The sequence below is a fragment of the Belnapia sp. F-4-1 genome (genome assembly GCF_000802185.1).
Lineage (GTDB): Bacteria > Pseudomonadota > Alphaproteobacteria > Acetobacterales > Acetobacteraceae > Belnapia.
Map to the genome: position 1 here is coordinate 3,860,032 of NZ_KN676113.1, position 20,523 is coordinate 3,880,554.

Annotated in this window: 18 protein-coding genes; 14 read left to right on the plus strand and 4 right to left on the minus strand. The window is 70.4% G+C overall.

Annotation, left to right across the window (positions count from 1 at the left end):
• The first annotated feature begins 1 nt into the window (after position 1).
• The gene (locus LH62_RS18305; protein WP_052214658.1) at positions 2-772 is read left to right on the plus strand and encodes a class II aldolase/adducin family protein; all 771 of its coding nucleotides are present in this window, start codon (positions 2-4) and stop codon (positions 770-772) included.
• Positions 773-823: 51 nt separating this feature from the next.
• Here the strand turns inward: LH62_RS18305 and LH62_RS28540 are convergent, their stop codons facing one another.
• Both LH62_RS28540 and LH62_RS18315 read right to left on the minus strand, forming a co-directional pair.
• Positions 824-1,270: a YqjD family protein gene (locus LH62_RS28540; protein WP_052214659.1), complete on the minus strand. Its 447-nt coding sequence runs from the start codon at positions 1,268-1,270 to the stop codon at positions 824-826.
• Positions 1,271-1,338: 68 nt separating this feature from the next.
• The gene (locus LH62_RS18315; RefSeq protein ID WP_043363521.1) at positions 1,339-2,916 is read right to left on the minus strand and encodes an ABC transporter substrate-binding protein; all 1,578 of its coding nucleotides are present in this window, start codon (positions 2,914-2,916) and stop codon (positions 1,339-1,341) included.
• A 122-nt stretch (positions 2,917-3,038) separates the two neighbouring features.
• On the opposite strand from LH62_RS18315, the gene LH62_RS18320 reads away from it, so the two are divergent.
• The 7 genes from LH62_RS18320 to LH62_RS18350 are packed head-to-tail and all read left to right on the plus strand — an operon-like array spanning position 3,039 to position 11,498.
• Positions 3,039-4,655 carry an amidohydrolase gene (locus tag LH62_RS18320; protein WP_043363522.1) on the plus strand — a complete coding sequence of 539 codons (1,617 nt, stop codon included), beginning with the start codon at positions 3,039-3,041 and terminating at the stop codon, positions 4,653-4,655.
• Positions 4,655-5,596 carry an ABC transporter permease gene (locus LH62_RS18325; protein WP_043363523.1) on the plus strand — a complete coding sequence of 314 codons (942 nt, stop codon included), beginning with the start codon at positions 4,655-4,657 and terminating at the stop codon, positions 5,594-5,596. The genes LH62_RS18320 and LH62_RS18325 overlap by 1 nt, the downstream gene beginning before the upstream one ends.
• Positions 5,593-6,450 carry an ABC transporter permease gene (locus LH62_RS18330; RefSeq protein WP_043363524.1) on the plus strand — a complete coding sequence of 286 codons (858 nt, stop codon included), beginning with the start codon at positions 5,593-5,595 and terminating at the stop codon, positions 6,448-6,450. Before LH62_RS18325 ends, LH62_RS18330 begins: the two co-directional genes overlap by 4 nt.
• Before the next feature lie 10 nt (positions 6,451-6,460).
• A complete protein-coding gene (locus LH62_RS18335; RefSeq protein ID WP_043363525.1) occupies positions 6,461-8,044 on the plus strand; it encodes an ABC transporter substrate-binding protein in 1,584 nt (527 codons plus the stop codon).
• 12 nt (positions 8,045-8,056) lie between these two features.
• Positions 8,057-9,490 (plus strand): amidohydrolase family protein, encoded by a 1,434-nt coding sequence (locus LH62_RS18340; protein WP_043363526.1) that lies wholly within the window; start codon positions 8,057-8,059, stop codon positions 9,488-9,490.
• The gene (locus LH62_RS18345) at positions 9,487-10,455 is read left to right on the plus strand and encodes an ABC transporter ATP-binding protein (RefSeq protein ID WP_043363528.1); all 969 of its coding nucleotides are present in this window, start codon (positions 9,487-9,489) and stop codon (positions 10,453-10,455) included. The genes LH62_RS18340 and LH62_RS18345 overlap by 4 nt, the downstream gene beginning before the upstream one ends.
• Positions 10,452-11,498 carry an ABC transporter ATP-binding protein gene (locus LH62_RS18350; RefSeq protein ID WP_043363529.1) on the plus strand — a complete coding sequence of 349 codons (1,047 nt, stop codon included), beginning with the start codon at positions 10,452-10,454 and terminating at the stop codon, positions 11,496-11,498. The genes LH62_RS18345 and LH62_RS18350 overlap by 4 nt, the downstream gene beginning before the upstream one ends.
• On the opposite strand, the gene LH62_RS18355 is transcribed toward LH62_RS18350, so the two are convergent.
• Entirely contained in the window at positions 11,471-13,285 is a 1,815-nt protein-coding gene (locus LH62_RS18355; protein ID WP_043363530.1) for an alpha/beta hydrolase, read from the minus strand. The two genes, LH62_RS18350 and LH62_RS18355, sit on opposite strands and share 28 nt — an antisense overlap.
• A 106-nt stretch (positions 13,286-13,391) precedes the next feature.
• On the opposite strand from LH62_RS18355, the gene LH62_RS18360 reads away from it, so the two are divergent.
• The 6 genes from LH62_RS18360 to LH62_RS18385 all read left to right on the plus strand — a co-directional run bounded on the left by LH62_RS18360 (position 13,392) and on the right by LH62_RS18385 (position 19,677).
• Positions 13,392-13,901, plus strand: a complete 510-nt coding sequence (locus LH62_RS18360) for a hypothetical protein (RefSeq protein ID WP_043363532.1) — start codon at positions 13,392-13,394, stop codon at positions 13,899-13,901.
• 95 nt (positions 13,902-13,996) lie between these two features.
• On the plus strand, positions 13,997-15,217 hold the full coding sequence (locus LH62_RS18365; RefSeq protein ID WP_043366118.1) for an LL-diaminopimelate aminotransferase: 1,221 nt from the start codon (positions 13,997-13,999) through the stop codon (positions 15,215-15,217).
• Positions 15,214-16,497: a homoserine dehydrogenase gene (locus LH62_RS18370; protein ID WP_043363533.1), complete on the plus strand. Its 1,284-nt coding sequence runs from the start codon at positions 15,214-15,216 to the stop codon at positions 16,495-16,497. The genes LH62_RS18365 and LH62_RS18370 overlap by 4 nt, the downstream gene beginning before the upstream one ends.
• Before the next feature lie 18 nt (positions 16,498-16,515).
• Positions 16,516-17,505 carry a class II fructose-bisphosphatase gene (gene glpX, locus LH62_RS18375; RefSeq protein ID WP_043363534.1) on the plus strand — a complete coding sequence of 330 codons (990 nt, stop codon included), beginning with the start codon at positions 16,516-16,518 and terminating at the stop codon, positions 17,503-17,505.
• Between the two features lie 4 nt (positions 17,506-17,509).
• The gene (gene recJ / locus LH62_RS18380; protein WP_043363535.1) at positions 17,510-19,285 is read left to right on the plus strand and encodes a single-stranded-DNA-specific exonuclease RecJ; all 1,776 of its coding nucleotides are present in this window, start codon (positions 17,510-17,512) and stop codon (positions 19,283-19,285) included.
• A gap of 137 nt (positions 19,286-19,422) precedes the next feature.
• Positions 19,423-19,677, plus strand: a complete 255-nt coding sequence (locus tag LH62_RS18385) for a hypothetical protein (protein ID WP_043363537.1) — start codon at positions 19,423-19,425, stop codon at positions 19,675-19,677.
• A 179-nt stretch (positions 19,678-19,856) separates the two neighbouring features.
• Here LH62_RS18385 and LH62_RS18390 read toward each other — a convergent pair whose 3' ends face one another.
• Positions 19,857-20,471, minus strand: coding sequence for a DUF882 domain-containing protein (locus LH62_RS18390; protein WP_052214660.1), 615 nt, complete (start codon positions 20,469-20,471; stop codon positions 19,857-19,859).
• Positions 20,472-20,523: the final 52 nt, after the last annotated feature.

Consider the following 20,523-nt stretch of genomic DNA (forward strand, 5'->3'; position numbering starts at 1 on the left):
CATGGCCCTACCGCAGCCGCCGGTCCGGCCGGACCCCAACCACATTCCCGACGAGGGGGAGCTACGCGAGGAGCTGGCCGCGGCCTACCGGCTGATCGCCCTCTTCGGCATGACCGATCTGGTCTTCACCCATCTTTCGGTGCGCATTCCCGGGCCGGGGCATCGGTTCCTCGTCAATCCCTACGGGCTGCTCTTCGAGGAGATCACCGCCTCCTCCCTCGTTGTCGTCGATGCGGAAGGGCAGCCGGCGCAGAGGACGGACTGGCCGGTGAATCCGGCGGGCTTCGTCATCCATTCCGCCGTGCATCTCGGCCGCGAGGATGCCCAATGCGTGATGCACACGCATACGCTGGCCGGCATGGCGGTCGCGGCGCAGCAGGGGGCGTTGCTGCCGCTGAACCAGATCAGCATGGAGTTCGACGGGCGGGTCGCCTTCCACGACTACGAGGGCGTGGCCGCCGACGACAACCTGTCCGAGCGCGAGCGGCTGGTGCGGGACCTGGGCGACAAGCCCTGCATGATCCTCCGCCATCACGGCCTGCTGACGGTCGGGCGGACGGTGCGCGAGGCCTTCTACTGGATGTGGTATCTGGAGCAGAGCTGCCGCATCCAGCTCGCGGCGCAGGCCTCCGGCGTGCCGCTGGCGCTGCCTTCGGCCGAGACAGTGGCGCGGACGCGAGCGCAGTTCAGCACCGGGCCGACCAAGGGCTGGCTGCCCTGGCAGGCGCTGCGGCGGAAGCTCGACCGGGAGCAGCCGGACTACAAGGACTAGGCCTCGGGGTGGGTGGGGCGCCGGTAGGGCTGGCCTACCGGCGCGCCCGTCTTATCGCCTAGCGATCAGCAGGCCGAGCACGAAGCCGATGGCGCCGGCGCCGAGCAGGGCGAGCAGCGGTTCCTCGCGCACGCGGTCGTTGAGGTAGTCGGCCGCCTGCTGGCTTTGGCGATAGGCCTGGCTGCCGGCCTCGGAGAGGCTGTCGCCGGCCTGGCGGGCCATCTGGCCGGCCTGGGCACTGTATTCGCCGACGCGCTCGCGGGCCTCGTCGGCCAGGCCGCGGGCGCTGCTGGCAGCGTCGTCGGCAAAGCCCTTGGCCTCGCCGGCCATCTCGCGGGCCTTCTGCATGGTGTCGTCAGCGCCGCCCGGCTTCTGGCCAACTGCCGAGGGGTCGACGCCCTGCGGGCGGCCGCCGGGCATGGCGCCGGACTGCATCGCATCCTTGCTGTGGGCGCCCACCGCGGCGGCGCCGCTGCCTTCCATCCGGTTCTCGCTCATGGTCGGTACTCTCCTCTCTCGTTCCGGGCTGGAACGCGCGAGGGCGGCATCGGTGCCCGCGCTTTGGTCTACTTCTTCTCGACGCCCCAGAAGACGGGGATGGTGGTGGGGCGGATGCCCTCGATATTGGCGCGGCGGGCGCTCAGCGTGCGGTACTGGCCGGCATTGATGTAGGGCAGGACCTGGTAGGCGCGGGCATGGACCTGCTCCAGCAGGGCGTGGCGCTTGGTCGCATCCGGCTCTTCCCACCAGGCGCGGCGGAGGCGTTCCAGCTCCTCGTCGCAGGGCCAGCCGGCGAGGCCGCCCTCGCAGGGGCTGGCGAGGTAGAGGTTGGTCAGGGGGTTCTGGGCGTCGAGAACGTTGGCGATGGTGACGAAGAGGTTCCAGCCGCCCTGGTCCTGCGGCTCGCGCCGGTTGCGGCGCTGGGTGAGGGTGGCCCAGTCCATCGAAGGCACGTCCATGTTCAGCCCGCCGCGGCGGAAGGCTTCGGCCATGGTCAGCGTCACCGCGTTGTTGGCGGGGCTGTCGGTGGCGTTGAGGAAGACGACCTTGCGGCCGTCATAGCCGGCCTCGCGCAGCAGGGCGCGGGCGCGGTCCGGGTTGGCCTCGCGTAGGCCCTCGGCGCCGGCGGCGCTTTCGAGCGGCGTCCCGCAGAGGAAATAGGCGGGGCAGTAGGGGATCTGCTCGCTGGGGCGGACGCCGATCGCCTGCTCGTTCTCCTGCTGGTTCACCAGGTAGAGCAGGGCGCGGCGAGCGCGCGGATCGTTGAAGGGCGGCTGGGTGTGGTTGATGCGCAGCCAGACGACGGAGCCGATGGGGTTCAGCGGGAAGAGGCGGATGGCGCGGTTGCGCTCCAGCGTCGGGATGATGTCGGGGGAGGGGACTTCGAGGAAGTCGATCTCGCCGGATTGCAGCGCGGCGGCGGCTGTCGCGGCATCGGGCATGGCGAGCCATTCGAGGCGCTCGATTAGTACGCGCTTGCCGCCGGCGAGGCCATCCGCCGGCTCGGGGCGCGGGCGGTAGGCGGGGTTGCGGCGGTAGACGGCGCGGTTGCCGGACTGCCACTCGCGCGGCTCGAAGACGAAGGGGCCGGAGCCCGTCGCCTCGGTGATGGCGGTGGTGGCGGGCGTTTGCGCCAGGCGCTCGGGCATGACGAAGAGGGCGCTGGCGGTGGGGCGAGCCAGAGCCTCAGTCACCAGGGCGAAGGGGCGGGCGAGGGTGAGGGTGAAGCTCTTCTCATCGACGACCTCGAGCGAGCCGGTGGCGGCGGCGAGGGCGCGGCCGACAACGTCGCGCTGGGCCCAGCGCCTGATGGAGGCGACGGCGTCGGCGGCGCGGACGGGGCTGCCGTCATGGAAGGCGAGACCCTCGCGCAGCGTGAAGCGCCAGCGCATGCCGTCCGGCGAGCGCTCGAAGCTGTCGACCATCTGTGGCTGGGGCTCGCCCTTGCTGTCGAGGGCGAAGAGCTGGTCGTAGACCATGAAGCCGTGGTTGCGGACGAAGGCGGCCGTCGATTGCACCGGGTCGAGGCTGGCCAGGTCGTTGACGAGCACGACGCGAAGCGTCTGCGCGGCGGCGGGGAGGGCGCAGAGCGCGGCGAGGGCGGCGCCGGCGAGGAGCCGGGTGATGCGGGAGGGGGCGGGCATCGGGTCGTCCTGCTGCGGTGATGGGCAGCGGCAGTCTCGCGGCGGAACGAGGGGGCGGCAAGGGCGGTTGACGCCGCCTGCGGGGGTGGCGGAGCATCGGCGGGCGAGAGGGAGGAGCCTGGATGAGTGCCGATCTGCTGCTGGAGGGACGCATCTTCCGCGGGCTGGCGGGAGGGTTCGCCGAGGCGGTGGCGGTGAGGGACGGGCGCGTCGTCGCCGTCGGCACGCGCGAGGAGGTGGATGCGGCGGTGGGGGCGGGGACGCGGCGCATCAAGCTCGGCGGGCGCGTCGCCATCCCGGCCTTCAACGAGGCGCATATGCATCTGCTGCCCTACGGCCTCGGACTGGCGCAGGTGAACCTGCGGGCAGAGGAGGTGACGAGCCTCGACGAGGTGCTCGGGCGAATCCGGGCGGCGGCGCGGACGGCGCCGAAGGGGGCCTGGGTGCTGGGGCGTGGCTATGACCACAGCGCGCTCGATGTGGGGCGGCATCCGACATCGGCGGAGCTGGATGCGGCGGCGCCGGACAACCCGGTGTGGATCGTCAGGACCTGCGGGCATATGGCGGTGGCCAATGGTGCGGCGCTCAGGGCGGCTGGGGTTGGGCACAACACGCCCGATCCGGAGGGCGGCGTCATCGAGCGGCGCGGTGGCGGGCTGACGGGGTTGGTGCAGGAGCGGGCGATGCGGCTGGTCTCCGCCGCCATTCCGAAGCCGGATGAGGCGCGGATGATGGATGCCATCGAGGCGGCCTGCCGCAACCTCGCGGCGATGGGTTTCGCCTCGGCGACGGATATGAATGTCGGCATGACGGCGGGGATGGACGAGGTCGCGGCCTATGAGGCGGCGAAGCGCGACGGGCGGCTGCCGCTGCGCATGTGGCAGGTGCTGGCGGGGAACCCGGAGGGTATCGCGGAGGCGGCCTGGGAGGCGGGGCTGAGGCCGATGGCGGGCGACGATTCGCTGCGCTGGGGGGCGGTGAAGGTCTTCGCGGACGGCAGCGCCGGCGGGCTGACGGCGGCCTTCTTCGACCGGTATGTGCCGGCGGATACGCGCGGCGTCTTCACCTTCCCCGACGAGACCATGCATGCGCTGCTGCGGCGCTATCATGAGCAGGGCTGGCAGCTCGACATCCATGCGATCGGCGATGCGGCGATCGAGCAGGTTCTGCTGGGGATGGAGGCGGCGGACAGCGCGGCGCATCCCTTCGACGGGCGGCGGCACCGGATCGAGCACTGCGGCTTCGTGACGCGCGACCAGCGGCGGCGGATGCAGGCGCGCGGCATCCTGCCGGTGCCGCAGCCGGTCTTCGTCTACGAGTTCGGCGATACCTACATCGCCAATCTCGGGCGGGAGCGGAGCGAGTACGCCTATCCGATGCGGACCTGGCTGGAGGAAGGGCACCATCCGGCGGCGTCGTCGGATTGCCCGGTCTCGACGGTCGATCCCTTCATCAACCTCTTCACCATGCTGACGCGCAAGACGAACAAGGGGACTGTGCTGGGCGCCGAGGAGGCGCTGACGGCGGAGCAGGCGGTGCATTGCCAGACATGGTGCGGGGCCTACACACAATTCGCCGAAGAGCGCCGTGGCACGCTGGAGCCGGGGATGCAGGCGGATATCGCGGTGCTGTCGGGGGATGTCTTCGCCATGGAGGCGGAGGCGGTGCTCGATGTGCAAGCGGACCTGACGCTGCGCGAGGGTAAGGCGATCTTCGACCGGCATGGCGAGATGGCCTGATGCTGCGCCATGCGATGCGGCGGGTGGCGCTGGTGGTGCCGGTGCTGCTCGGGGTGCTGCTGATCGGCTTCCTGCTGATGCAGGTGGTGCCGACGGATGCGGCGACGGTGCGGGCGGGTCCGACGGCGAGCCCCGACGTCGTGGAGGCGATCCGGCGCGACCTCGGGCTCGACAAGCCGCTCTACGTGCAGTTCGGGCTGTATCTGTGGCGGCTGGCGCAGGGCGACCTCGGCGTCTCCATCATCAACAATGTCCCCGTGACGCAGGAGCTGGGGGCGACCATCGGGCCGACGCTGGAGCTGATGGTGGCGAGCCTCATTTGGGCGATCCCCATCGGCATCCTGCTCGGTACCGTCGCGGCCTATTGGCGGGGGAAGGTGGTGGATCGGGCGGTGCTGGCCTTCAGCGTCGCGGGCGGGTCGGTGCCGGTGTTCTTCCTCGGGCTGCTGCTGATCTGGTTCGTCGGGTTCCAGTGGCAGTTGTTGCCGTTTACCGGGCGAGGGGGGCCGCTCTGGAGCGTCGAGGGGTTGAAGGCGATTGCCTTGCCGGCGCTGACGCTTGGCGGCGTGTTCATCGGGCCGGTCTCGCGGATGACGCGGACGGCGGTGCTCGATGTGCTCTCCACCGATCATGTGCGGACGGCGCGGGCGAAGGGGTTGACGGAGCGGCGCGTCGTCACCGCGCATGCGTTGCGGAATGCGTTGATCCCCGTCGTCACGCTGATCGGGTTGCAGATCGGCTTCCTGCTGGGCGGCGCGGTGGTGACGGAGACGGTCTTCTCCTGGCCGGGCGTCGGGCGGCTGGCGGTGGGGGCGATCCTGTCTTCTGATCTGCCGATGGCGCAGGGGACGATCATCGTGCTCTCGGCGGGGTTCATCCTGATCAATCTGTTTGTCGATCTGCTCTATGCGGCGCTCGATCCGCGCATGAGGGCGGCATGAACGCCATCGCGCCGCCGAAGCGGGCGGGGCTGCTGATGCGGTTGCTACGCGATCCGGCGGCGGCGGTGGCGCTCGGCTTCGTCGTGGCGATGATCCTGGCGGCGGTGCTGGCGCCGTGGATCGCGCCGACCGATCCTTTCGACAACAATCTCGCGCTGTCGATGAAGCCGCCGGGGACGCCGGGGCTGTTGCTCGGCGCGGATGCGCAGGGGCGGGACCTCATCACGCGGATGCTGTTCGGGCTGCGGGCCTCGCTGATGATGGGCTTCGTGGCGACGGCGGCGGGGGGCGTGGTGGGGGTGCTGCTGGGGTTCCTGGCGGCCTTCTACCAGCGCTGGCTGGATGGGCCGATCATGCGGCTGATGGACATGATGCTGTCCTTTCCGGCCATTCTCGTCGGGCTCGCCATCGCCGCGATCTTCGGGCCGGGGCTGTCGAGCGTGATCCTGGCGCTGGCCATCGCCACCGTGCCGCTGATGGCGCGGATCGCACGGGGCAGCGCGCTCGTCACCATGCGGCTCGACTATATCGAGGCGGCGCGGGCCATCGGCATGACGGATGCGCGGCTGATCTGGCGGCATCTGGCGCCCAATTGCCTCTCCGCCATTTTCGTCTTCACCACGTTGCGCTTCGGGCAGGTGATCCTGCTCGGCTCGGCCTTGTCATTCCTCGGGCTGGGGGCGCAGCCGCCGATGGCGGAGCTCGGGGCGATGGCGAGCGAGGGACGAAATTTCCTGTTCTTCGCGCCGCATATCGCAGTGATCCCCTGCATCGGCATCTTCGCCATCGCGCTCGCCTTCAACCTGCTCGGGGATGCGCTGCGCGATGCGCTCGACCCGCGGCTTCGTTTCTGAGGAGAGGTCCATGAAGCAGCTTCTTGCCGCCGCGCTGCTCGCCGTCTCGGCCGGCACCGCGCTCGCCCAGCCGGCGCCGCGCAACACGCTGATCGTGCTGCGGGAGATCGACGCCGATAACTACGACCCGCCGCGCTCGACGGCGCGGGCGGCGGGCGAGAGCCTCTACATGATGAGCGATACGCTGGTCTCGCTCGACTGGGACATGAAGACGGTGAAGCCGGGGCTCGCGGAGCGATGGGAGGTCTCGCCGGATGGCAAGACCTATACCTTCCATCTGCGGCGCGATGTCACCTTCTGCGACGGCAAGCCCTTCACCGCGCGTGACGTGGTCTACACCATCAACCGCTGGCTCGACCCGGCGACGCGGAGCCCGGTGCGCTGGCGGGCGGGGCCGGTGAAGGAGGTGCGGGCGGTCGATGACCACACCGTCGAGTACGAGCTGCGGGAGCCATACGGCGAGCTGCTGTATCAGCTCAGCCTGTTCTTCGCTTCCATCGTCGATCAGGCGACGGTGGAGAAGCTGGGCGCGAATTTCGGCGTGCAGGGCTTCAACGGCACGGGGCCCTATTGCTGGACGAGCTGGACGCCGCGGCAGGAGCTGGTGCTGACGCGCCATCCGAATTACCGCTGGGGGCCGCCGATCTACCGCAACCCTTCGCCGCAGGTGGAGCGGGTGATCTGGCGCGTGGTGCCGGAGAGCCAAACGCGGCTCGCCGCCCTGCAGACGGGGCAGGCGGATGCGACGCAGTACATCCCGCCCATCGCCATCAACCAGCTTCGGCAGATGACCAACATGGTCCGGATGTCGACGCAGGAGAACTATTTCTGGGACTATTTCGTCGGCTTCAAGGTGGACAAGCCGGTGATGAACGACCCGGCGGTGCGGCGGGCGATCAACCAGGCGGTCAACCGGGCGGCGATCGTGCAGGCGGTGTGGTTCGGCTCGGCGGTGCCGGCCGACAGCTACCTCAATCCGAATACCGCCGGCTATGACGCCGAAGCCGCGACGCTGGTGCCGCGCTACGACCCGGAAGCGGCGAAGCGGACGCTCGACGAGGCCGGCTGGCGGATGGGGCCGGACAATGTGCGGGTGAAGGACGGGCAGCGCGCCAGCTTCCTCACCTATGTCATCAACACGCAGCAGAGCCGGCAGGTGCTGGAGGCGATGCAGGCCGACCTGCGGCGCGTCGGCATCGAGATGAAGATTCAGATGTGGGATGCGACGGTCGGCTGGGGGCGGTTGGCGACGCAGGAATTCGACGCCTTCATGATGTCCTACCCCTATGTGACGGCGACGGATGGCTTCTCGCTTTATTTCGACAGTCGTAACCGGCCGACGCCGAACCGGATGAACTGGTCCGACCCGGCGACCGACCGGGCGCTGGAGCAGGCCAAGGTGGCGCTCGACCCCGCAGCGCGCCTGGCGGCGATCGCCGAGGCGCAGCGGCTGGTGACGGCTGCGAATGTGTGGTTCCCGGTGGCACGGGAACAGCTCTGGGTCGCATCCTCGATGCGGGCCGAGGGCATCAGGGCGCATGGCATCTATGGCGTCGCCCTCTACAAGGGCCTCGATATCCGGCTGACCAGGTAAGGGAGAGAAACCATGTCCGTCACGCTCATCCGCAATGCGGATATCGTCCTGGCCTGGGACGAGGCCAGGAAGCAGCATGTCTACATGCCGAATGGCGATGTCGCCTATGAGGACGGCAAGCTGCTCTTCGTCGGCCGCGACTATGCGGGGCCGGTGCATGAGACGATCAGCGGCTCCGGCATGATGGTGATGCCAGGGCTCGTCAACATCCATTCGCACCCGTCCTCGGAGCCGATGAACAAGGGCTTCACCGATGAGGTGGGGACGCCGGGGCTCTATAATTCCTCGCTCTACGAGTACCTGCCGATCTTCCGGCCCGATCCGGGAGCGGTGCATAGCTGCGTGAAGGTAGCGCTGTCGGAGCTGCTGCTCTCGGGCGTCACCACCGTCGCCGACCTGTCGATGGCGCATCCGGGCTGGCTCGACCTGCTGGCGGAGAGCGGCATGCGGGTCTGCATCGCGCCGATGTTCCGCTCGGCCCGGTGGTTCACCAAGAACGGGCATGTGGTGGAGTACGAGTGGGATGCCGCCGCCGGCGAGAAGGCGATGGCGGAGGCCTTCACCCTGGTCGAGCGCGCCGAGCAGCATGAGAGCGGGCGGCTCTTCGGCATGGCGGTGCCGGCGCAGATCGATACCTGCACGCCGGAGCTGCTGCGCGACAGCCATGACGAGGCGCGGCGGCGCGGCATCTCCTGGCAGATCCATGCAGCGCAGTCGGTCTCGGAATTCCACGAGATCACGCGGCGGCATGGCTTCACGCCGATCGGGTGGCTGCATGAGCAGGGCTTGCTCGATGAGCGGGCCATTATCGGGCATGGCATCTTCCTCGACGATCATCCCTCGACGCCCTGGCATACGCGGCGGGACCTCGAGATCCTGGCGGAGACGGGGACGACCGTCGCGCATTGCCCGACCGTCTTCGCACGGCGGGGGATCACGCTGAAGCATCTCGGGCGGTACAAACGCTCGGGCGTGAACATGGGCCTCGGGACGGATACCTATCCGCACAACATGCTCGATGAGATGCGGCTCGCGGCCTATCTGGCTCGGACGCAGGCGACGGACCCGCGGAGCATTTCCACCACCGAGCTGTTCGAGGCGGCGACGGTCGGCGGGGCGAAGGCGCTGGGACGCGACGACATCGGGCGGTTGGCGGCGGGGTGCCGGGCCGACTTCGTGCTGGTGGATGTGACGCATCCGCAGATGCGGCCGGCGCGGGACCCGGTGCGGAGCCTCATCTACGCCGCGGGCGATCGGGCGCTGCGCGCGGTCTATGTCGATGGGCGGCAGGTGGTGAAGGATGGCGAGGTTCTGACCATGGACTACCCGGCCGCCGCCGCCGAGCTGCACGAGGCGCAGAAGCGCTGCGAGGCGGAGGTGCCGGAGCGCGACTGGGCGCATCGGCCGGCGGAGAAGATCGCGCCGCCGAGCTTCCTCTGGACGTGAGCGGGGAGGCGATCCTTCGCATCGAGGGACTGCGGACGCGCTTCGGCGCTGCCGCGGCGGTCGATGGTGTCGATCTGGAGCTGGAGCGGGGGCGGACGCTCGGCATCGTCGGCGAGAGCGGCTGCGGCAAGTCGGTGCTGTCGCTCTCGGTGATGGGGCTGGTGCCGAGGCCGGGGTGCGTCGATGCGGGGCGGGTGGTGCTGGAGGGGCGCGATCTGTTGACGCTCCCGCCCGGGGAGATGCGGCGGGTGCGGGGCGGGCAGGTTGCCATGATCTTTCAGGAGCCGATGACCTCGCTCAATCCGGTGCACAGCATCGGCGCGCAGATCGTCGAGGCGATGCGGGCGCATGAGCCGGGGGCACGGGATTTGCGCGGGAGGGCGATCGAGGCGTTGCGGCGGGTGCGGATTCCGTCGCCGGAGCGGCGCTTCGAGGAGTATCCGCATCAGCTCTCGGGGGGCATGCGGCAGCGGGTGATGATCGCCATGGCGCTGGCCTGCAATCCGCGGGTGCTGATCGCCGATGAGCCGACGACGGCGCTCGACGTGACGGTGCAGGCGCAGATCCTCGACCTGCTACGGGCGCTGCAGGCGGAGACGGGGATGGCGATCATCCTCATCACGCATGATCTCGGCGTGGTCGCCGAGATGGCCGATGAGGTGGCGGTGATGTATGCGGGGCGGGTGGTGGAGCGGGCGCCGGTCGCTGCGCTGTTCGACGATCCGCAGCATCCCTATACGATCGGGCTGCTCGGCTCCGTGCCGCGGCTGGATGAGGACAGGGCGCGGCTGCTGGCGATCGAGGGGAGCGTGCCGCCGCCCTTCGCGCTGCCGCCGGGGTGCCGGTTTGCGCCGCGTTGTCCGTTTGCCGTCGAGGCCTGCCGGGAGGAGGTGCCGGTGTTGCGCGACATCGGGCTGGCGCATGGCGTTGCCTGTATCCGGGCGCCGGTGGAGCTGGCGGCGTGACGGCGCCGCTGCTGGAGCTCGAGGGCGTCGCGCGGCACTGGCCGGTGAAGGGCGGCGTCGTCAGGGCGGTGGATGGGGTGTCCTTCGCGCTCGCACGGGGGGAGACGCTGGCGCTGGTCGGCGAGAGCGGGTGCGGGAAGTCCACCACGGCGCGGCTGGCGCTCAGGCTGATCGAGCCGACGGCGGGCCGCGTCAGGATCGACGGGGCGGATACCACCGGGCTGTCGGGTGGGGCGCTCAGGCGGATGCGGCGGCGGGCGCAGATCATCTTCCAGGATCCCTTCGCCAGCCTCAATCCGCGGCTCTCGGTGGGGGAGGCGATCGAGGAGCCGCTGATCGTCCATGGCATCGGCGACAAGGCGAGCCGGGCGGCGCGGGTGCGGGAGCTGCTGGGGCTGGTGGGGCTGGCCGAGTGGCAGGCGGGGCGGTTTCCGCATGAGTTCAGCGGCGGGCAGAGGCAGCGCATCGGCATCGCGCGGGCGCTGGCGGTGCAGCCGGAGTTGATCATCTGCGACGAGCCGGTCTCGGCGCTGGATGTGTCGATCCAGGCGCAGGTGGTCAACCTGCTGAAGGATTTGCAGGCGCGGTTCGGCCTCGCCTATCTCTTCATCGCGCATGACCTGGCGGTGGTGAAGCACATGGCGGACCGGGTGGCTGTCATGTATCTCGGGCGCATCGTGGAGGTTGCGGAGACGCGGCGGTTGTTCGCCGATCCGCGGCATCCCTATACGCGGGCGCTGCTGGCGGCGATCCCCCGCCCCGATCCGCGGCGGCGGGGGATGGTGACGCCGCTTGGGGGGGATGTGCCGAGCCCACTCAATCCGCCCTCGGGCTGCCGCTTCCATACGCGTTGCCCGTTGGCGCAGGCCATTTGCCGCGAGGTGGAGCCGCCGGCGCTGGAGGTGGCGCCGGGGCATCGCAGCGCCTGCCATTTCGCGGCCGAGCTGCCGCCGGTGGAGCGGGTGGCGGAGGGTGGGCTGTCGCCGGTCGCGGCGCGGCGCCTCGCCCTGTTCGGTCAGTCGGCGCCGAGCACCTTGACGTAGCTGCCGGGTGCGTCCTCGAGCGCCGGCAGGGCGCCGGAGCCGGGGATGCGGGCGGGGACCTGCTCCTTGGCGCCCTTGTCCTGCGCGGTGATCCAGCGGTGCCAGTCGGGCCACCAAGAGCCGGCGAGTTCGGTCGCGGTCTCGAACCATTGCTCCGGGTCGGGCGGCAGGCTGTCATTCACCCAGTGGCTGTACTTGCCGCTGCCGGGCGGGTTGACGACGCCGGCGATATGGCCGGAAGCGGCGAGGACGAAGCGGATCGGGCCGCCGTAGATCTGCGTCGCGCGGTAGGTGGATTTCCAGGGCGCGATGTGGTCCTCGCGCGTCGAGATGAGGTAACTCGGCGTCTTGATCTTGCGCAGGTCGATCTTCACGCCGAGCAGCTCAAGCTCGCCGGGTTTCACCAGGTCGTTCGCCTGGTACATGCGGCGGAGATAGAAGCTGTGCATCTTCGCCGGCATCCGCGTGGAATCGTCGTTCCAGTAGAGCAGGTCGAAGGGGAAGGGCTCCTGGCCGAGCAGGTAGTTGTTGACGACGAAGGACCAGATCAGGTCGTTGGCGCGGAGCATGTTGAAGGTCGTCGCCATCTCGCGCCCCTCGAGATAGCCGCGCTGCTGCATCTTCTCCTCGAGGCCGCGGAGCTGCTCCTCGTCGATGAAGACGCTGAGCTCGCCGGCTTCCTCGAAATCGGTCATCGTGACGAAGTAGGTGGCGGTCTTGACGCGTGTGTCGCGCTTGGCGGCCATATGGGCGAGCGTCGTCGCCAGCAGCGTGCCGCCGAGGCAGTAGCCGATGGCGTTGACCTGGCGCTCGCCGGTCGCCTGCTCGATGGCGTCGAGCGCGGCGTAGACGCCCTCGCGCATGTAGTCGTCGAAGCCTTTCTCGGCCAGGTGCTCGTCAGGGTTCACCCAGGAGACGACGAAGACGGTGTGGCCCTGGTCCGTCGCCCATTTGACGAAGGAGTTCTTCGGCCGCAGGTCCAGGATGTAGAACTTGTTGATCCAGGGCGGGAAGATGACTAGGGGGCGCTTCAGCACCGTCTCCGTCGTCGGGGCGTACTGGATGAGCTGCATCAGGTCGTTCTGGTAGACGACCTTGCCGGGCGTGACCGCGATGTTCTCGCCGACGCGGAACTTGCTGTCATCCGTCATGCGGATGCGGAGCTTCCCCTTGCCGCGCTCGAGGTCCGCGAGGAGGTGGGAGAGGCCCTTCAGCAGGTTCTCACCGCCCGTCTCGGCGGTCTTGCGCAGCACCTCCGGGTTGGTCAGCAGGAAGTTCGACGGGCTCATCGCATCGACGAATTGCCGCGTGTAGAAGTCGACCTTCTGCGCGGCCTTCTGGTCGAGGCCCTCGACGCTGCCGACGACGGTCTGGAAGTAGCGGGCGGAGAGCAGGTAGCTCTGCTTGATGAAGTCGAAGACTTCGTTCTCGCGCCAGGCCTCGTCCTTGAAGCGGCGGTCCTTCGGGTCCTCGGCGATGACGGGTGCGGCGGCCTCGCCAAGCATGCGGCGCGCGGTGTTCTGCCAGAGGGTCAGGTAGTCCTGCCAGAAGCCGAGCTGCGCCTGGACCAGGCTCGCCGGGTTGGCCATCAGCCGCGTTGTCATCTCGAGGAAGGCGCCGCCGATGTTCAGCGGATCCGGCACGGCGCCGGTGCCGTCCTGCTGGCGCTTGAGGAAGTCGGCGACGATCCGCTGGCCGCGCTCGGCGACCTCGGACATGGTGCGGGTCACCAGCGCCGGGTCGGGCAGCCGGAATTGGTTGCTTTCGGTGATCTTTTCGTCGGCCATGGCGCATCCTAGCCCTTGGGGCTATGCCATCCAACCCCGCTGCTGGCGCAGGGTTGCTTCCCTGTCAACCGGTTCCGGGCTAGTGCTTCGGCCGGATGGAGGCCGGATGATGCGGAGCGTGCGGGCGGGGGTGCTGCTGGTCCTGATGCTCGGCGGATGCACCGTGCCGAAGGATGTCAATCCGGTGGCGATCTATCGCCGGATCTCGGGCGAGGATGATGCGAACCGGCCCGCGCCGCCGGGGATGGACCGGCCGCGACCGAACCTCGCCAGCGTGCCGCCACGGCCGGAGCGGCCGCCGCCCGAGGTGCGGGATGCCGTCTCCGCCGCGCTGGCCGCCGACCGGGAGCGCTCGCGTGAGGCGTTGGCGCCGCGCGCCGCGCCGGCGCGGTTCGGGACAGCCTCGCCGGGCGACCCCACGATTCCGGCTGCGCCGCCGCCGCGGGCCTCGCTCGCCGGGGCGCCCTCCGTGCCCTGGAGCGAGGGCGCGCCGCGGCGTGGCCGGGCCGCGCCCTTGGTACCGGAGGAGCCTGCGGCGCCGGCGATGCCGGATCTCGCCCCGGCGCCGCCGCCGCCCGACCTGCTCGGAGCGCCACCGCCGCCGCCGCGGCTTTGACCTCGCCGGGAGCCTCGCGGGCGCCGGCGCAAACGGCTATAGGGGCGGACCGGGTGGCTGCAAGGCCCGGCGCAACCCCGATCGGACCCATGTCGATGACCGAGGAATTCCACCGCATCCGCCGCCTGCCGCCCTATGTCTTCGCGGAAGTGAACGCCGCCAAGGCCCGGGCCCGAGCAGCCGCGGAGGACATCGTGGACCTCGGCATGGGCAATCCGGACAGCCCGACCCCGCCGCATATCGTCGCCAAGCTGGTCGAGGCGGTGCAGGACCCGCGGACGCATCGCTACTCCATGTCGAAGGGCATCCCAGGGCTGCGGAAGGCCTTGGCCGGCTACTACAAGCGGCGCTTCGGAGTCATCCTCGACCCGGAGCGGGAGGTGGTGGCAACGCTCGGCAGCAAGGAGGGGCTGGCCAACCTGGCGCAGGCGATCTCCTCGCCGGGCGATACGATCCTGGTGCCGAACCCGTCCTACCCGATCCATCAGTTCGGCTTCATCATCGCCGGGGCCTCGGTGCGCAGCCTTCCCTGCACGCCGGATGACGAGATGCTGGCGGCGATCGACCGGGCCGTCAGGCATTCGGTGCCGAAGCCGACCGCCGTGATCGTCAATTTTCCGTCCAATCCGACGGCGCATCTGGCGAGCATCGAATTCTACCGGGACCTCGTGGCGCTCTGCCGGCGGCATGAGTTGTTCATCCTCTCCGACCTCGCCTATGCGGAGCTTTATTTCGGCGAGACGCCCCCGCCTTCCGTGCTGGAGGTCCCGGGGGCCAAGGAGGTGACGGTGGAGTTCACCTCGCTGTCGAAGACCTACAACATGCCGGGCTGGCGCATGGGCTTCGCGGCCGGCAACGAGCGGCTGATCGAGGCGCTGACGCGGGTGAAGTCCTACCTGGATTACGGCGCCTTCGCGCCGATCCAGATCGCGGCGACGGCGGCGCTCAACGGGCCGCAGGATACCGTCGCCGAGATGCGGCGGCTCTACCGCGAGCGGCGCGACCTGCTGGTGAAGGGGCTGCGGCAGGCGGGGTGGGAGACGCCCTCGCCGGACGGGTCGATGTTCCTTTGGGCGCCGATCCCGGAGCGGTTCGGGCATCTGGGCAGCGTCGAGTTTAGCAAGCTGCTGCTGGCGCGGGCGAAGGTGGCGGTCGCGCCGGGGCTCGGCTTCGGCGAGCATGGCGATGGGCATGTGCGGATCGCGCTGGTCGAGAACAACCAGCGCATCCGGCAGGCGCTGCGGGGCATCCGCAGCTTCCTCCAGGGCGACAACCTTGGGCCGGTGGCGGGCGAGAAGGAGCAGGTTTCGGCATGAGCAAGCCCCTCTCGATCGGCATCGCGGGACTTGGGACGGTCGGCGCGGGCGTGCTGAAGCTGCTCGCGGAGAATGGCGACATCGTTGCGGCGCGGGCGGGGCGGCCGGTCACGGTGGGCGCCGTCTCGGCGCGGACGCGGGGGCGGGACCGGGGCGTGGCCCTCGATGCGCTGCGCTGGCATGACGACCCGGTGGCGCTGGCGGGCGATCCGGGCGTCGACGTCGTCGTCGAGCTGATCGGCGGGAGCGACGGGCCAGCCCGCGCCTTGGTCGAGGCCGCCATCGCCGCCGGGAAGCCGGTGGTGACCGCCAATAAGGCGCTGCTCGCAGTGCATGGCGCGGCGATTGCCGAGATGGCGGAAGCGCACCGTGTGCCGCTGGCCTTCGAGGCGGCCGTCGCGGGCGGCATCCCGGCGATCAAGGGGCTGCGCGAGGGGCTGGCGGCCAACCGGCTGAAGCGCGTGGCGGGGATCCTCAACGGCACCTGCAACTACATCCTCACCACCATGCGCGAGCAGGGCAGGGAGTTCGGCGACGTGCTGGCCGAGGCGCAGGCGCTCGGCTATGCGGAGGCGGACCCCTCCTTCGACATCGACGGGGTGGACGCGGCGCATAAGCTGGCGATCCTTGCGGCGCTCGCCTTCGGGCGGCCGGTGGATTTCGACGCGGTGCATGTCGAGGGCATCCGCGAGGTGACGGCGATGGATATCGCCTTCGCCGGGGAGCTCGGCTACCGGATCAAGCTGCTCGGCATCGCCGGGCGGGACGAGGCGGGCATCTCGGCGCGGGTGCATCCCTGCATGGTGCCGGTGGCCGCGCCCATCGCGCGGGTGGATGGCGTGTTCAATGCCGTCGTTGCCGAGGGCGACTTCGTCGGGCGGGTCATGCTCGAGGGGCGCGGGGCAGGGGCAGGGCCGACGGCGAGCGCGGTCGTCGCCGACCTCATCGACATCGCGCGTGGGCGGCACACGCCGGTCTGGGGCGGCGCCTTGGACGCGGCGTCGGCGGTGCCGATGGAGCGGCATCGCGGCGCCTATTACCTGCGGCTGATGGTGCTCGACCGGCCCGGCGTCATCGCGGATGTGACTGGTATCCTGCGCGACGGGGCGATCAGTCTGGAATCGATGCTGCAACGCGGGCGGGCGCCGGGCGAGGCGGTGCCCGTCGTGCTCACCACGCATGATTGCGAGGAGGCGGCGATGCGGGCCGCCCTCGACCGGATCGCCGGGCTGGATGCGGTGCTGGAGAAGCCGGCGCTCATTCGCATCGAAGCGCTTTAAGAGACAAGGGAGAAGAGCATGTCTGCGGCCACACTCGGCAAGGTCGTCGACCGCAACCTGGCGCTGGAGCTGGTGCGGGTGACGGAAGCGGGCGCCATCGCCGCCTCCCAATGGATCGGGCGCGGGGACAAGAACTCCGCCGACGGCGCTGCGGTGGATGCGATGCGGCGGGCCTTCGACACCGTCGCCATCACCGGCACCGTGGTGATCGGCGAGGGCGAGATGGACGAGGCGCCGATGCTCTATATCGGCGAGAAGATCGGGCTCGGCGGGCCGGAGGTGGATATCGCCGTCGATCCGCTGGAGGGCACGTCGATCACGGCGAAGGGCGGGCCGAACGCCATCGCCACGCTGGCGCTCGCCGAGAAGGGCGGGTTCCTGCATGCGCCCGACATCTACATGGACAAGATCGCCATCGGGCCGGGCTTCCCGGAGGGCTTGGTCGATCTCGACGCCTCGGTCGAGGAGAACCTGCGGGCGCTTGCCAAGGCGAAGAAATGCGAGGTGGGCGACCTCATGGTCTGCACGCTGGACCGCGACCGGCACAAGGCGATGATCAAGGCCTGCCGGGCAGCCGGCGCCCGGATTACCCTGCTCGGCGACGGCGACGTGTCGGGCGTCATCGCCGTCAGCCAGCCGGAGACCGGGATCGACATCTATATCGGCTCGGGCGGCGCGCCGGAGGGCGTGCTGGCCGCCGCGGCGCTGCGCTGCATCGGCGGGCAGTTGCAGGGGCGGCTGCTCTTCGAGAATGACGAGCAGGTGGAGCGGGCGCGCGGCATGGGCGTCACCGACCCTAACCGCAAGTACAGCGTCGAGGAGATGGCCCAGGGCGAGGTGATGTTCGCCGCGACCGGCGTCACCACCGGGCCGATGCTGCGCGGCGTGCGGCGGACGGCGCATGGCGCCATCACCCATTCCATGGTGATGCGCAGCAAGTCGGGCACGGTGCGCTATGTCGAGGGGCACCACAATTACGAGCGGAAGCCGCTGCCCTTCTTCGGCTGAGGTGATGGTGGAGCCTGTTCTTGGCATCGGCCGCAGCCTGACCGGGCGGCGCTGGATCTGGCGCGAGGCGGAGGAGCGGGTCGGCCTCGCCATTGCCCAGCGCGCCGGGCTGCCGGAGCTGGTCGGGCGGCTGCTCGCGGCGCGGGGCGTGCCGTTGGAGGGCGTCGGCGACTTCCTTGAGCCGACGCTGCGGGCCATGCTGCCGGACCCGTCGCGGCTGATCGACATGGATGCGGCGGCAGAGCGCCTGGCCCGGGCGGTGCGCAGCAACGAGACGGTCGCCGTCTTCGGCGATTACGACGTCGATGGGGCATGCTCCGGCGCGCTGATGGTCAGGGCGCTGCGGCGGCTCGGCTGCACGGTCAGCCATTACGTGCCGGATCGGCTCAAGGAGGGTTACGGGCCCAATCCGGCGGCGATCCGGGCGCTGTGCGAGCGGGGGGCGACGCTGATCGTCTGCGTCGACTGCGGCATCGCAGCGCATGAGGCGCTGGCGGCGGCCGAGGGACGGGCGGATGTGGTGGTGCTCGACCACCACAAGTCGGAAGGGCCGGTGCCGCGTGTGGCGGCGGCGGTCAATCCCAACCGGCTCGACTGCACCTCGGGGCTGCGGAACCTGTGCGCGGCGGCCGTCGCCTTCCTGGCGGTCGTGGCGCTGCACCGGACGCTGCGGCGGATGGGGCATTTCGCGCAGGCGCAGGAGCCTTCGGCGATCGATCTGCTCGACCTGGTGGCGCTGGCGACGGTCTGCGACGTGATGCCGCTCACCGGCGTCAATCGCGCCCTGGTCACCCAGGGGCTGAAGGTGATGGCGCGGCGCGGGCGTGCGGGCGTCGCCGCGCTGCTCGATGTCGGGCTGGTGCGGGACCTGCCGACGGCGCATTCGCTCGGCTTCGTGCTGGGGCCGCGGATCAATGCGGCCGGGCGGGTGGACGAGCCCGACCTCGGGATGCGGCTGCTGCTCTGCGACGATCCGGTCGAGGCGCGGGCGATGGCGGAGCGGCTGGATTCCGTCAACCGGCGGCGGCAGGAGGTGGAAGCCGAGGTACTCGGCGCCGCCTTCGCCGCGGCCGAGGCGCAGCATGCGGCCGGGCACCCGGTGCTGCTGGTCTGCGGCGATGGCTGGCATCCCGGCGTCGTCGGGATCGTGGCGGGGCGGGTGAAGGAGAAGTTCAACCGGCCGGCCTGCGTCGCCGGGCTGGCCGGGGGGATGGCGAAGGGCTCGGGGCGGTCGGTGCCGGGGGTCGATCTCGGCGCGGCGGTGATCGCGGCGCGGCAGGCGGGGCTACTGGAGACCGGCGGCGGGCATGCGATGGCGGCCGGGTTCGGCTTCCTCGCCGAGCGGCGGGAAGCCTTCCATGCCTTCCTCAATGAGCGGCTTGCGATGGCGAAGGGCCTGCCGGGGGCGGCCGACCTCGTCGTCGAGGGGAGCGTCGCCGTGCCGGCGGCGACGACCGACCTCGCCTGCCAGGTGGAGCGGCTGGCGCCCTTCGGGGCAGGGAACGAGGAGCCGGTCTTCGTCCTGCCGCGGGCGCGCGTGGTGCGCGCCGACCGGGTGGGGAAGGAGGGCAACACCATCCGCGCCTTCCTTGAAGGCGAGGCGGGCGGGCGGCTGAAGGCCATCTGCTTCCGCGCCAAGGAGGGACCGTTGGCCGAGGCGCTGCTGGCGCGGCAGGCGGGGCCGCTGCATCTCTGCGGCCAGATCAGGGCCGAGCGCTGGAACGATACGGTCAGCGCCTGCCTCCATGTGGTGGACGCGGCGCCGGTCCAGGCGGGCTGACGCCTTCCTCCATCCACGGGTTCGCCAGGGCCTGTCACGCTCCGTCACGGCGTGCCACGGCATTGCGGCAGGAATGCCGCGAAGCAGCCATCGACACGGCAGAGCGTTGCCCGCAGGACAACCGGAAGGAGATGGGCATGCGCCGTTTGCTGCTGGCCGCGATTCTGGGCATGGGGATGCTGTCGGGGGCCGCCTCGGCGGCGCCGGCGGGGCCGGGGCTATCGGCGGCGGAGGGCTCGTTGCTGATGCCCGTGCAGTATCGCCGGCATTATGCGCCGCCGCCGCGCTATTACCGTCACCGGCGTTATGCTCCGCCGCCGCGCCGCCATTACCGGGCTTACCCGCCGCCGCGGCCGCGCTATGCCCCGCCGCCCCGGCCATACTACCGCTAGCGTCCTGCCCGTGACGTTCGTGGGTTCACCCACGGCTTCGCGGATCAGCAGAACATTGGAGCGGCTTCCGTTCGCACGGGCTCGCGGAACCGCTCTTGCCTGTTGCCCAGTCGGGCAAATCACTCCGATCCGATGATTCCATCTGATCCGGGTTTGCCCCAACGGGGCCGCGTCGCGCCCTAGTTCCGGCGAGCCGCGGCCCAGGCCTCGGCGATGCGGGCGATGGGATCCTCGGGGGCGGGACGCGGGGCGCTGCTGCCGGAGGCGCCGCCGGGGACGTCGCCCCACCGCCGGACCGGGCCGCTGTCGAGGTGGACGAAGCTCCGGCTGTTGTAGACGCCGACGCCGCCGCGCCGCATCTCCAGCGCGGCATCGGCGAAGCCGGGAAGCTGCGCCGTCGGAAGGCAGACATCGAGGGCGCGCGCGGTGAGGTGCTGGCTGTTGCCTGCGCCGCAGACCAGCGCATTCGTCTCCGGCGTGCGGAAGCCCGAGACCACGAGGAACTCGCCGCGCCACCGGGCGCGCTGCCCGGCTTCCCACAGGAAATCGATGACGGTCGGGTCGAAGGCATGGACGGTGCCGCTGCGGCTGTCGGCGAGGACGGTGGAGATGTCGGAGAGCGCCCTCGGGTCGACGTTGCGGCCGTCGTGATAGACGCCGTTGAAGCGGGCGCCGGTGGCGGCGTGGCGCAGGGTCAGCCGTCGCAGGCCAGGAGCCGTGCGCTGGGTGGCGAGGGCAGGCGTCGAGAGGGCGGCGGGCGCGAGCGCGCCGAGAAGCAGGGACCGGCGATGCATGGCAGCCTGCCTAGCGGTGCGGCAGCGGCGGCGGAACCCTTGCTCGCGCGAA

Bases quoted from the DNA above. Each gene is read 5' to 3' on its own strand.
- LH62_RS18305 (WP_052214658.1), top strand. From the start codon at position 2: ATGGCCCTACCGCAGCCGCCGGTCCGGCCGGACCCCAACCACATTCCC.
- LH62_RS28540 (WP_052214659.1), bottom strand. From the start codon at position 1,270: ATGAGCGAGAACCGGATGGAAGGCAGCGGCGCCGCCGCGGTGGGCGCC.
- LH62_RS18315 (WP_043363521.1), bottom strand. From the start codon at position 2,916: ATGCCCGCCCCCTCCCGCATCACCCGGCTCCTCGCCGGCGCCGCCCTC.
- LH62_RS18320 (WP_043363522.1), top strand. From the start codon at position 3,039: ATGAGTGCCGATCTGCTGCTGGAGGGACGCATCTTCCGCGGGCTGGCG.
- LH62_RS18325 (WP_043363523.1), top strand. From the start codon at position 4,655: ATGCTGCGCCATGCGATGCGGCGGGTGGCGCTGGTGGTGCCGGTGCTG.
- LH62_RS18330 (WP_043363524.1), top strand. From the start codon at position 5,593: ATGAACGCCATCGCGCCGCCGAAGCGGGCGGGGCTGCTGATGCGGTTG.
- LH62_RS18335 (WP_043363525.1), top strand. From the start codon at position 6,461: ATGAAGCAGCTTCTTGCCGCCGCGCTGCTCGCCGTCTCGGCCGGCACC.
- LH62_RS18340 (WP_043363526.1), top strand. From the start codon at position 8,057: ATGTCCGTCACGCTCATCCGCAATGCGGATATCGTCCTGGCCTGGGAC.
- LH62_RS18355 (WP_043363530.1), bottom strand. From the start codon at position 13,285: ATGGCCGACGAAAAGATCACCGAAAGCAACCAATTCCGGCTGCCCGAC.
- LH62_RS18360 (WP_043363532.1), top strand. From the start codon at position 13,392: ATGATGCGGAGCGTGCGGGCGGGGGTGCTGCTGGTCCTGATGCTCGGC.
- LH62_RS18365 (WP_043366118.1), top strand. From the start codon at position 13,997: ATGACCGAGGAATTCCACCGCATCCGCCGCCTGCCGCCCTATGTCTTC.
- LH62_RS18370 (WP_043363533.1), top strand. From the start codon at position 15,214: ATGAGCAAGCCCCTCTCGATCGGCATCGCGGGACTTGGGACGGTCGGC.
- glpX (WP_043363534.1), top strand. From the start codon at position 16,516: ATGTCTGCGGCCACACTCGGCAAGGTCGTCGACCGCAACCTGGCGCTG.
- recJ (WP_043363535.1), top strand. From the start codon at position 17,510: ATGGTGGAGCCTGTTCTTGGCATCGGCCGCAGCCTGACCGGGCGGCGC.
- LH62_RS18385 (WP_043363537.1), top strand. From the start codon at position 19,423: ATGCGCCGTTTGCTGCTGGCCGCGATTCTGGGCATGGGGATGCTGTCG.
- LH62_RS18390 (WP_052214660.1), bottom strand. From the start codon at position 20,471: ATGCATCGCCGGTCCCTGCTTCTCGGCGCGCTCGCGCCCGCCGCCCTC.